Source organism: Streptomyces sp. NPDC048257 (assembly GCF_043201855.1).
Lineage (GTDB): Bacteria > Actinomycetota > Actinomycetes > Streptomycetales > Streptomycetaceae > Streptomyces.
The window spans coordinates 46,011-57,506 of the sequence record NZ_JBICZI010000026.1 but is presented as its reverse complement, the minus strand read 5'-3'; the positions used below and the strand labels follow the sequence as shown (position 1 = coordinate 57,506).

General features: G+C 70.7%; 10 protein-coding genes. 3 read left to right on the top strand and 7 right to left on the bottom strand.

All coding sequences use genetic code 11. The features are described 5' to 3' along the window. Positions 1-146: 146 nt before the first annotated feature. Positions 147-614, bottom strand: coding sequence for an RDD family protein (locus tag ACGFZK_RS32150; protein ID WP_393852369.1), 468 nt, complete (start codon positions 612-614; stop codon positions 147-149). A gap of 186 nt (positions 615-800) precedes the next feature. Here ACGFZK_RS32150 and glnA point away from each other — a divergent pair, with 186 nt between their 5' ends. Together glnA and ACGFZK_RS32140 are read left to right on the top strand one after the other, a co-directional pair. Then, positions 801-2,210: a type I glutamate--ammonia ligase gene (gene glnA, locus ACGFZK_RS32145; RefSeq protein ID WP_031148608.1), complete on the top strand. Its 1,410-nt coding sequence runs from the start codon at positions 801-803 to the stop codon at positions 2,208-2,210. 141 nt (positions 2,211-2,351) lie between these two features. Beyond that, positions 2,352-2,939: a hypothetical protein gene (locus ACGFZK_RS32140; RefSeq protein ID WP_393852368.1), complete on the top strand. Its 588-nt coding sequence runs from the start codon at positions 2,352-2,354 to the stop codon at positions 2,937-2,939. A gap of 61 nt (positions 2,940-3,000) precedes the next feature. Here ACGFZK_RS32140 and ACGFZK_RS32135 read toward each other — a convergent pair whose 3' ends face one another. Beyond that, complete coding sequence (locus tag ACGFZK_RS32135) at positions 3,001-3,657, bottom strand: TetR/AcrR family transcriptional regulator (RefSeq protein ID WP_393852367.1); 657 nt, start codon at positions 3,655-3,657, stop codon at positions 3,001-3,003. An 87-nt stretch (positions 3,658-3,744) separates the two neighbouring features. On the opposite strand from ACGFZK_RS32135, the gene ACGFZK_RS32130 reads away from it, so the two are divergent. Further along, positions 3,745-4,515, top strand: coding sequence for an SDR family NAD(P)-dependent oxidoreductase (locus ACGFZK_RS32130; protein ID WP_393852366.1), 771 nt, complete (start codon positions 3,745-3,747; stop codon positions 4,513-4,515). A gap of 12 nt (positions 4,516-4,527) precedes the next feature. Here ACGFZK_RS32130 and ACGFZK_RS32125 read toward each other — a convergent pair whose 3' ends face one another. The 5 genes from ACGFZK_RS32125 to sucB form a co-directional block, all read right to left on the bottom strand. After that, entirely contained in the window at positions 4,528-5,046 is a 519-nt protein-coding gene (locus ACGFZK_RS32125) for a DUF4240 domain-containing protein (protein WP_030389062.1), read from the bottom strand. A 124-nt stretch (positions 5,047-5,170) separates the two neighbouring features. Beyond that, the gene (gene aceE, locus ACGFZK_RS32120) at positions 5,171-7,855 is read right to left on the bottom strand and encodes a pyruvate dehydrogenase (acetyl-transferring), homodimeric type (protein WP_393852365.1); all 2,685 of its coding nucleotides are present in this window, start codon (positions 7,853-7,855) and stop codon (positions 5,171-5,173) included. Positions 7,856-8,075: 220 nt separating this feature from the next. Then, positions 8,076-8,699, bottom strand: coding sequence for a GntR family transcriptional regulator (locus ACGFZK_RS32115; protein WP_393852399.1), 624 nt, complete (start codon positions 8,697-8,699; stop codon positions 8,076-8,078). 118 nt (positions 8,700-8,817) lie between these two features. Further along, a complete protein-coding gene (locus ACGFZK_RS32110) occupies positions 8,818-8,988 on the bottom strand; it encodes a hypothetical protein (RefSeq protein ID WP_393852364.1) in 171 nt (56 codons plus the stop codon). 702 nt (positions 8,989-9,690) lie between these two features. Continuing rightward, the gene (gene sucB / locus ACGFZK_RS32105; protein WP_393852363.1) at positions 9,691-11,469 is read right to left on the bottom strand and encodes a 2-oxoglutarate dehydrogenase, E2 component, dihydrolipoamide succinyltransferase; all 1,779 of its coding nucleotides are present in this window, start codon (positions 11,467-11,469) and stop codon (positions 9,691-9,693) included. Between the last annotated feature and the right edge of the window lie 27 nt (positions 11,470-11,496).

Sequence of the window (11,496 nt, the reverse complement as noted above, 5' to 3'; positions counted from 1 at the left end):
GGCCCCCCCCCCCTTGTGTGTGTCTCGGGGGGGGGGGTGATGTGGGCCGCGACCCTCTTCATCGTATGTCCTACACGCCCGGGGGGGGCCCCCCCCCCCCCGGGGGGGGGGGGCCCACCCCTGTGTCGTCGGCGCTCTCTGAGGGACTAGATGCGGACCTGGACGGCGCGGGCCAGCCGGTCGTGCAGGCCGCGGCCGTCGCGGTCCCAGATCAGCGCCGGGATGACCAGGGCCAGCAGCAGCGTGCGCACGACCACCCGGACGATGCCGAGGCGGCCGCCGGACTCCGAAATCACCCGGAGGCCCAGGATCCGCTTGCCGGGGGTGAAGCCCACGGTGCCGACCGTCAGGATGGTGAGGGCCACGAAGAGCCCGAGGGTCCAGTTGCCCGCCGCGGCCAGGTCGCCGCCGGTGATCAGCCCGTAGGCAATCAGCTGGCAGCCGATCCAGTCGATGGCGACGGCCCCGAGCCGGCGCCCGAACCGCGCCACCGAGCCGGGCCCCTGCTGCGGCAGGCCGAGCCGTTGCCCCGGATAGCCGAAGTCGACGCCCATCTCCTCGGCGGCCGCGCGGGGGCCGGAGAGCCAGGATCCGATTGCCTGTCTGTTGTCCACCCGAACACGGTACCCGTGGCGCCGCACGGCCCTCCGGCCGGACCCTGGTTAACTTGTGCGAAACAAATGGGTCATGCTTGGGAAATCCCGTCTGCTTATGGTCGGGTCAGCGTGCGACACCGCACTGACGCACCACGAGCTAAAAAAACCCGTCCCTGCCCCGGGGCCGGGAGTAGGAGGAGTTGGATGTTCCAGAACGCCGACGAAGTGAAGCAGTACATCGAGGAGAACGACGTCAAGTTCGTCGACGTCCGCTTCTGCGACCTGCCTGGTGTGATGCAGCACTTCACCATCCCGGGGCGCGCGTTCGACCCGAACGAGGAGCTGGCCTTCGACGGCTCCTCGATCCGCGGCTTCCAGGCGATCCACGAGTCCGACATGGCGCTGCGTGCCGACATCAGCACCGCGCGTCTGGACCCGTTCCGCAAGGACAAGACGCTCAACATCAACTTCTTCATCCACGACCCGATCACGGGTGAGGCCTACAGCCGCGACCCGCGCAACATCGCGAAGAAGGCCGAGGCGTACCTCGCCTCCACCGGCATCGCCGACACCGCGTACTTCGGCCCCGAGGCCGAGTTCTACGTGTTCGACAGCGTGCGCTTCGCGACCACCGCGAACGAGAGCTTCTACCACATCGACTCCGAGGCCGGTGCCTGGAACACGGGTTCCGAGGAGAACAACCGTGGTTACAAGGTCCGCTACAAGGGTGGTTACTTCCCCGTAGCCCCGGTCGACCACTTCGCCGACCTGCGCGCCGAGATCTCCCTCGAGCTGGACGCCCAGGGCCTCCAGGTCGAGCGCCAGCACCACGAGGTCGGCACCGGTGGCCAGGCCGAGATCAACTACAAGTTCAACACGCTGCTCGCCGCGGCCGACGACCTGATGCTCTTCAAGTACATCGTGAAGAACGTCGCCTGGCGCAACGGCAAGACCGCGACCTTCATGCCGAAGCCGATCTTCGGTGACAACGGCTCGGGCATGCACGTGCACCAGTCGCTGTGGGCGAACGGCGACCCGCTGTTCTACGACGAGGCCGGGTACGCGGGCCTGTCGGACACCGCCCGCTACTACATCGGCGGCATCCTCAAGCACGCCCCGTCGCTGCTGGCGTTCACCAACCCGACGGTGAACTCCTACCACCGCCTGGTGCCGGGCTTCGAGGCGCCGGTCAACATGGTGTACTCGCAGCGCAACCGCTCCGCCGCCATGCGCATCCCGATCACGGGCTCGAACCCGAAGGCCAAGCGCGTCGAGTTCCGCGCCCCGGACCCGTCGTCCAACCCGTACCTCGCCTTCGCGGCGCTGCTGCTCGCGGGCCTCGACGGTGTCAAGAACAAGATCGAGCCGATGGAGCCGATCGACAAGGACCTCTACGAGCTCTCGCCCGACGAGCACGCGAGCGTCCCGCAGGTCCCGACCAGCCTTGAGGACGTCCTCAAGGCTCTGGAGGAGGACCACGAGTACCTCCTGGCCGGCGGTGTCTTCACCCCCGACCTGATCGAGACCTGGATCGACTACAAGCGCACGCACGAGATCGCCCCGATCGCGCAGCGGCCGCACCCGCACGAGTTCGAGCTGTACTTCGACCTCTAGAAATGCCTGGTGGGAGGCCCCTCGCCACTCTCTTCGGAGAGCGGCGGGGGGCCTTTCCGCTTTGACAGGTCCGCATGGGCGAGTGAGGGTGGAAATGACCTAAAAACCTCATAAGCGAGACATGTGCGGAGGTGCATGAGAATGCGCCGTAAGATCGTTGCGGCAGCCATGGCGGGCGCCGCGGGAATCACGATAGGTCTGCTGCCCGTCGCCAGCGCCTCGGCTTCGGTCGTCACCGGTGGTGGTGGCGGAGGCGGGAACGGCGGCTACGACTGCTACCGGTACCCCTCGAACCGCTCCGACGCCCGGTGGGACGCCTGCTGCAACCGCGACTGGCGTGACCGCCCCAGCTGGTGCTGGGACCAGGGCGGCGTCGGCGGATACAACGACAACTGGCGCGACAACAACAACTGGCGCGATGCCAGTTGGCGCAACTCGAACTGGAACGACTCCGGCCGGGGTGGCAACGGCGACTGGGGCAACCACGACGACTGGGGTAACGGTCGTGGCGGCAACGGTGGTGACTGGGGCAACTGGGGTGGCGGCGGCGGTAACGGCGGCGACGGCGGCGGCAACTGGGGTGGCGGCGGCGGTAACGGCGGCGACGGCGGCGGCAACTGGGGTGGGGGCGGCGGTAACGGCGGCGACGGCGGCGGCAGCTGGGGTGGCAATGGCGGCGGCGGTGGGGGCGGCGGTGGCGGTGGCGGTGGCGGCTGGGGTGGCCGCTGAACCTCACCGGGACACTTAGGGCCCACGGGCCCGATCCGATGCCCCTGCTCCTCCACCGGACTCAGTGGAGGAGCAGGGGCATCGCGCCGGTGAGGTCACGCAGGCAGCGGACCGCGAGCTCCGCCGGGGAGCCGGGCCCCGAGACCGGGGCTTCCGTGGTCGACCACAGCTCCAGCGAGACGCGGATCGCGTCCGTGGCCGCCGCCGCGAGCAGGCGTACCTCCAGGGGATCGGCCTCCGGGCCCACCAGCCGGGTGATCACCGGGACCAGGTGCTCCTCGGAGTCCTGGTTCACGCGGTACCAGACCGCGCGCAGGGCCTGGTCGTCCGCCGCCGCGCGCAGCAGGCCGCGGGTCACCTCCAGCCCCTCCCCGACCGCCTGCTGTCCGCTCAGCGAGCGGGTGACCGCGCGTTCCAGCGCCTCGCCCAGCGGTGTGCCGGGGTCCTCCTCGGCGAGGAGTGCGCGCCAGGCGTCACCGCCGCCCGCGAGCAACGGGGCCACGGCCTCCTGCTTGTTGCGGAAGTAGCGGTAGAAGGTGCGCAGCGCCACCCCCGCGCGATGTGCGATGTCCTCGGCGGTGGTGCCGTCGGGGCCGTGTTCGGCGAACAGATCGCAGGCCGCGCGGGCGATGTCGAGCTGGGTGGCGGCCTTGCGGCGCTCGGTCAGCGACTGGGCTCCGGGGCCGGCCTGGGGAGAGTACGGACGCGGGGATCTCACGAGTTGAAGCGTACCTTCCGCCAACCTCGGCCATTGCATTCTTTGTCTCCATGGCAAAACGTGTCACGTCTTCTGTACGCTCGCGCCATGAACCGTTACGAAGGACGTCGCGTCCTCATCACCGGCGGTGGCTCAGGCATCGGCCAGGCCACCGTCCACCGCATCCTCGCCGAGGGCGGCCGGGTCCACACCGTGGACGTCAACGAGGCCGGGCTGAAGGCCACCGCCGAGCGGGCCGCCGCCGACGGCCGCGCGGACCGGCTCACCACCGCGCCCCTCGACATATCCGACGAGAACGCCGTCAAGCAGGGCGTGGCCGCCGCGGCCGGCGCCCTCGGCGGGATCGACGTACTGGTCAACGCCGCCGGGATCCTGCGCTCCGCGCACACGCAGCAGACCACCCTCGACCTCTGGAACCAGGTCATCGGGGTCAACCTGACCGGCACCTTCCTGATGATCCGCGAGTCCCTCCCGTCGCTGCTCGCGGGCGACCGGCCGGTCGTCGTGAACTTCAGCTCCACCTCGGCGTCCTTCGCCCACCCCTACATGTCCGCCTACGCGGCCAGCAAGGGCGGCATCCAGTCCATGACCCACGCGATGGCCGCCGAGTACAGCAAGCAGGGCCTGCGGTTCGTCAGCGTCGCCCCCGGTTCCATCGAGAGCGGGATGACCACCGGCACCGGCCCCGGGCTGCCCGAGGACACCGACTGGTCCCTCTTCGCCAAGCTCGCCCCGGCCCTCGGGCAGGGCTTCGCCGGCCCGCAGACCGTCGCCGGCGTCGTCGCCATGCTGGGCTCCGAGGACGGTGCGTTCATCACCGGTACGGAGATCCGCATCGACGGCGGCACGCACTACTGATCGCGCGACCGATCACGCGCGGAAGCGGTCCCACAGCCGGGGGAAGCGCTCCGCGAGCACGGCTTCGTTCTCGAAGTCCAGCGGGGTGCCCTCCGGCTCGGCCGCCTGCAGCGGGACGCCCAGATCCGGCGCCACCGCGCCGGTCAGCTGCTCGTACGCCTCGTCGGCCGCGTACCCCAGCTCCTCGCCGTCCCCGTCGATCTCCTCGTCGAAGTCGCCCAGGAGCTCCGCCAGCTGGTCGGGGTCGTGCACCCCGCCCTCGAACACCTCCCGCCCCTGGCCGATCAGCCAGCAGCGGAAGTAGTCGAAGGCGTCGTCGCTCGCCCCGTCGAGCAGCACCCAGGCGGCCCCCCACAGGTCCCACGTGTACGCCCGGTTGTACCGGGACTCGAAGTGCCGGGCGAAGTCCAGGACGGAGTCCGGGTCGAGCTGTGCGAGCCGCTCGACGAGCAGCTCGGCGTGTTCCTCGGGGTCGCCGTCGGCGGCCTCGCGGGAACGGTCCACGATCTCCCAGAACTCCGTCTCGTCCATCACCGCTCCAGCATCACGGGTTCACCCCGGCGCCGCCACCGCGCTTACGGCGAAAGGCCGGTGTCCGACCCCCTCGACGGGGTCGGACACCGGCCTTCGGCGTGCTGGGTGTGGACGCGGGGCCCTACAGGCCGTAGCGCTCCCGGGCCTCCTTGACGGAGGACGCCGGAACCTCGCCGCGGCGGGCGAGCTGGGCCAGCGCGGCCACCACGATCGACTGGGCGTCGACACCGAAGTGGCGGCGGGCGCCCTCACGGGTGTCGGACAGACCGAAGCCGTCCGTACCGAGCGAGGTGTAGTCCTGCTCCACCCACTGGCTGATCTGGTCCGGGACCTGACGCATCCAGTCGGAGACGGCCAGCACCGGGCTGGTGACACCCTCCAGCGCGCGGGTGACGAACGGGGTGCGCACCTCGCCGCGCAGCAGCGCCTCGTCGCACTCCAGCGCGTCGCGCCGCAGCTCGCCCCAGGAGGTGGCGGACCAGACGTCGGCGGCCACGTTCCACTCGGCGGCGAGGAGCTTCTGCGCCTCCAGGATCCAGTGGATCGCCGTGCCCGAGGCCATCAGCTGGATCTTCGGGGCGTCGGCGGCCGGGGCCGCCTCCGCGAGGTCGGCCGCCGTGTTGAAGCGGTAGAGGCCGCGCAGGATGCCCTCTTCCACGCCCTCGGGCATGGCGGGCTGCACCTTCGGCTCGTTGTAGACCGTCAGGTAGTAGAAGACGTCTTCCGGCTTCTCGCCGTACATCCGCCGCAGACCGTCCTTGACGATCACCGCGATCTCGTACGCGAAGGCCGGGTCGTAGTTCAGCGACGCCGGGTTCGTGGACGCGATCAGGTGCGAGTGGCCGTCCGCGTGCTGGAGGCCCTCACCGGTCAGCGTGGTGCGGCCGGCCGTGGCGCCGACGATGAAGCCCTTGCCGAGCTGGTCGGCGAGCTGCCACATCTGGTCGGCGGTGCGCTGCCAGCCGAACATCGAGTAGAAGATGTAGAAGGGGATCATCGGCTCGCCGTGCGTCGCGTACGACGTGCAGGCGGCGATGAAGTCGGCCATGGCGCCGGCCTCGGTGATCCCCTCGTTGAGGATCTGGCCGTCCTTGGCTTCCTTGTAGTACATGAGCTGGTCGCGGTCGACCGGCTCGTACGTCTGGCCCAGCGGCGAGTAGATGCCGGCCGACGGGAAGAGGGACTCCATACCGAAGGTACGGGCCTCGTCGGGGACGATCGGCACCCAGCGTTTGCCGGTCTCCTTGTCCCGCATCAGGTCCTTGACGAGCCGGACGAAGGCCATGGTGGTGGCCATCTCCTGCTTGCCGGAGCCCTTGAGGAGCGGGGCGAAGGAGCGGTCGGCCGGAGCCGGCAGGGCCACGTGCTTGACCTTGCGGGCCGGGGCCGGACCGCCGAGCGCCGCGCGGCGCTCGTTCAGGTACTGGACCTCGGGGCTGTTCGCGCCCGGGTGGCCGTACGGGACCTTTCCGTCGGCGAAGGCGCTGTCCGGGATCGGGAGGCCAAGGAGGTCACGCATGTCCTTGAACTCGTCGATCGTCAGCTTCTTCATCTGGTGGTTCGCGTTCTTCGACTCGAACCCGGCACCCAGCGTGTAGCCCTTGACGGTCTGCGCGAGGATGACCGTCGGCGCGCCCTTGTGCTCCAGGGCGGCCTTGTACGCGGCGTAGACCTTGCGGGGCTCGTGGCCGCCGCGGGAGCTGTGGAAGCACTCGGCGATCTTCGCGTCGGAGAGCATGCCGGCCAGCTGGACGAGGTCGGCGTTGGCGCCGAAGAAGTGCTGGCGGATGTAGGCCACGTCGCGGGTCGCGTACGTCTGGAACTGGGCGTCCGGTACCTCGCGCAGGCGGCGTACGAGGGCGCCGGTGGTGTCGAGCTGGAACAGCTCGTCCCAGGCGGAGCCCCACAGCGACTTGATGACGTTCCAGCCGGCGCCGCGGAACTGGGCCTCCAGCTCCTGGACCACGCGGAAGTTGGCGCGGACCGGACCGTCGAGGCGCTGCAGGTTGCAGTTGATGACGAAGGTCAGGTTGTCGAGCTGTTCGCGGGAGGCGAGGGCCAGGGCGGCGGTCGACTCGGGCTCGTCCATCTCGCCGTCGCCCAGGAAGGCCCAGACGTGCGAGTTGGCGGTGTCCTTGATGCTCCGGTTCTGCAGGTAGCGGTTGAACCGCGCCTGGTAGATCGCGGAGAGCGGGCCGAGGCCCATGGACACCGTCGGGAACTCCCACAGCCACGGCAGGCGCCGCGGGTGCGGGTAGGACGGCAGGCCGTTGCCGCCGGACTCCTGGCGGAAGTTGTCGAGCTGCTGCTCGGAGATCCGGCCGTCGAGGAAGGCGCGGGCGTAGATGCCGGGGGAGGCGTGGCCCTGGATGTAGAGCTGGTCGCCCGATCCGTCGGCCTCCTTCCCGCGGAAGAAGTGCTGGAAGCCGGTCTCGTAGAGCCACGCGGCGGAGGCGAAGGTGGCGATGTGACCGCCGACGCCGTACTTGGAGCCGCGGGTCACCATGGCGGCCGCGTTCCAGCGGTTCCATGCGGTGATCTTGGCTTCCATCTCCTCGTCGCCGGGGAACTCGGGCTCCGCGGCGGTCGGGATGGTGTTGACGTAGTCCGTCTCCAGCAGCTTGGGCAGGGCGAGGCCGGCGGCCTCGGCGTGCTGGAGCGTGCGGCGGAGCAGGTATTCGGCGCGGCGCGTACCGGCGGCCTGTGCGACGGCGTCGAGGGAGGCCGCCCATTCGGCGGTCTCCTCGGTGTCGCGATCCGGGAGCTGGTCGAGCTCGCTCGGAAGCTTTCCTACGGGGTCGGACATTGCTGTGCGCCGCCTTCCGGACAAAGGAGAGGTGGTGAAAAAATCCCTGACGGGCAGGACAGGGTCGGTGGACCTGGTTGAGGTCCGCGACGACTGTAAATCGCTGATCGATGATCGATCAAATAAAAGTGACAAAGAAACGTCCATCCGACGAAAGTCGGCACCGCGTGCCAGGAAGAAAGGCACGCGGTGCCGGTCAAATGAGGATGAGCCGGGCGGATCACGCCCGTGGGGCGCACCCCAGGACATGCCGCTTCACCAGCAGACCGATGTCCGGATCCTGGCTGCGGAAGGCCTGTACGAGGGCCTCGTGCTCCTCGGCGTAGGACTTCTGGACGGTTCCCAGCCAGCGGATGGACAAGGCGGTGAAGACCTCGATGCCCAGGCTCTCCCAGGTGTGCAGCAGCACGCTGTTCCCGGCCGCCCGGACCATCTCCCGGTGGAACCCGACGGTGTGCCGCACCTGCGCGGTCCCGTCCTCGATCCGGTCGGCCTCCCACAGCGCCGCCACGTGCGGCTCCAGGGCCGTGCAGTCCGTCGCCAGCCGCGGCGCGGCGAGCTCGGCCGCGATCTGCTCCAGACCCGCCCGGACCGGGTAGATCTCCTCAAGGTCGGCCGCGGACAGGTTCCGCACGCGCACGCCCTTGTTCGGCGCCGACTCGATCAGCCGCAGCGTCTCCAGCTCGCGCAGCGCCTCGCGCACGGGCGTCTGGCTGACCTCCAGCTCCACGGCGATCCGCCGCTCGACGATCCGCTCGCCGGGCTTCCAGCGCCCGCTGACGATCCCCTCCACGATGTGCTCGCGGATCTGCTCGCGCAGCGAGTGCACGACGGGTGGGGTGATCATCGGCGGTTCATCTCCTGGGTGCGGGTGCAGGGGTGGTCCGGGGCTGATGCGTAGACAATACGGCGGCAGCGGCCCGGCGCGGTGCGTTCGCGCCAGGGACCGCAGGTGAGGCTGCTTACAGCGGCTGCGGGCAGGCCGAGGCCCGGATGCTCGCGACGAGCCGGTCGGCCGTGCCCAGGGGCTCTCCCGCCAGGACGGCGGCGAGTTCCGCAGGGGCCTGGGGGGTGAAGAACTCCTGGTGGACGGCGCCCTCAAGGAGCCCGACGGCGAGGCGGAGCTCCGGCACGGCAGGCGTTTCGGGAGCCGCCGGCAGCTGTGCGAGCCGGCCCCGCAGCGCGGCGGGAATCCCGTCCGCCCGCGCCGGCACGGCGAGGGCGACGTGCTTTCGCCGGTTCGCCGGCCCGCCACAGCTCCTCGACGGCCCGGTCGCCGAGGAGCAACGACTCGTGGGTGGTGAGGAATCCCCGCGAACAGCTGCCCCGGGGGAACCGAGTCCGGCGAGCCGATCCAGGGAGGCCGGCAGGTCGGAGAGGTGACCGGCGGGATCGCTCCGGGTGAGGGCCAGGTGGGGGGCGGCAGCCTCCCCGGACGTCGAGATCGCGGCTGCCGGGTCTCCGCAGCCGGATTCGTTCCCGACACGGCCCAAGAGGCTCTGGGCGAGCTCGGGGAGATGGACGGGCGGGGTCGTCGCGCGCCAAGTCCCGGCAGAGCTCCGTGGCTTCGGTCTGTTCCACCCGGCCTCCTCGTGGGGCGTCGTTCTCCGTCCGGACATGGGCGAGGACCTACAGGCACAGGGCGAGGTGGGCGAGGTGGGCGGCGGGGTCGTCCCGCGCCAGGTCCGGCGGAGTCCGGTCGCTCGTGGAGGCGGTGAAGGGCTGCGGCCCCGCGCAGCGGTGCGACGGCCTCCGCCGCCCGACGACGGCGCCCCCGCCCGGAGTGGATCCGGACGGGGGCGCCGTATCGAGTGGCTGCCGCAGGGGCGGGAGCCTTACAGGCCGAGTTCGACCTCGAACTCGCCGGCCTCGAGGATCGCCTTGACGGCCGAGAGGTACCGGGCCGCGTCCGCGCCGTCCACCAGGCGGTGGTCGTAGGACAGGGTCAGGTACGTCATGTCGCGGATGCCGATGTTGGTGCCCTCGGCGGTCTCGATGACCACCGGGCGCTTCACCGTGGCACCGATGCCCAGGATGGCGACCTGGTTCGGCGGCACGATGACCGTGTCGAACAGCGCACCGCGCGAGCCGGTGTTGCTGATGGTGAAGGTCGCGCCCGACAGCTCGTCCGGCGTGATCTTGTTGCCGCGGACCTTGGCGGCCAGGTCGGCGGTCGCCTTGGAGATGCCCGCCAGGTTGAGGTCACCGGCACCCTTGATGACCGGGGTCATCAGGCCCTTCTCGGAGTCGACGGCGATGCCGATGTTCTCCGAGTCGAAGTAGGTGATGGTGCCCTCGTCCTCGTTGATCCGGGCGTTGACGACCGCGTGGGCCTTCAGCGCCTGGGCCGCGGCCTTGACGAAGAACGGCATCGGCGAGAGCTTGACGCCCTCACGGGCCAGGAACGCGCCCTTGGCCTTCTCGCGCAGCTTCATGATCTTGGTGATGTCCACCTCGACCACGGAGCTGAGCTGAGCCTGCGAGTGCAGGGCCTTCATCATGTTGTCGCCGATGACCTTGCGCATGCGGGTCATCTTGACGGTCTGACCGCGCAGCTCGGACACCGCGGCGGCCGGAGCCTTCGCGGCCGGAGCGGCAGCGGCCGGAGCGGCAGCGGCCGGAGCCGGGGCGGCAGCGGCGGCCTTGGCGGCCTCGGCGGCGGCCAGGACGTCCTGCTTGCGGATACGGCCACCGACACCGGTGCCCGAGACCGTGGACAGGTTGACGCCGGACTCCGAGGCGAGCTTGCGCACCAGGGGGGTCACGTACGCGGCCTCGTCACCGGCGGACGCCGGAGCGGCGGCCGGGGTGGCGACGGGGGTGACCGGAGCCGGGGCGGCCACCGGGGCGGCGGCCTGGACCGGAGCCGGGGCGGCGGCCGGAGCGGCCGGGGCGGCGGGAGCCGGAGCGGCCACCGGAGCGGCCGGAGCCGGAGCGGCCACCGGGGCAGCCGGGGCGGCCGGAGCCGGAGCGGCAGCCGGGGCCGGGGCGGCGGCCGGAGCGGCCGGAGCGGCACCGGCCACGCCGATGACGGCCAGACGGGCGCCGACCTCGGCGGTCTCGTCCTCGCCGACGAGGATCTCCAGCAGCGTGCCGGAGACCGGCGCGGGGATCTCGGTGTCGACCTTGTCCGTGGAGACCTCGAGCAGCGGCTCGTCGGCCTCGATGGACTCGCCGACCTGCTTCAGCCAGCGGGTGACGGTGCCCTCGGTGACGGACTCGCCCAGGGCGGGGAGCACGACATCGGTACCGGAGGCAGCCGGCGCGGCGGCGGGTGCCTCGGCAGCGGGCGCCTCGGCGGCGGGAGCCGGGGCCGCGGGGGCCTCGGCGGCCGGAGCCGGAGCGGCCGGAGCCTCGGCAGCGGCCGGAGCGCCGGAGCCGTCGTCGATGACGGCCAGCTCGGCACCGACCTCGACGGTCTCGTCCTCGGCGACCTTGATGGAGGCCAGGATGCCCGACACGGGGGAGGGGATCTCGGTGTCGACCTTGTCGGTCGAGACCTCGAGCAGCGGCTCGTCGGCCTCGACGCGCTCGCCCTCGGCCTTCAGCCAGCGGGTGACAGTGCCCTCGGTGACGCTCTCACCGAGCGCCGGAAGGGTTACGGAAACCGACATGGTTTCAGTTGCTCCTAACGAAAGTGC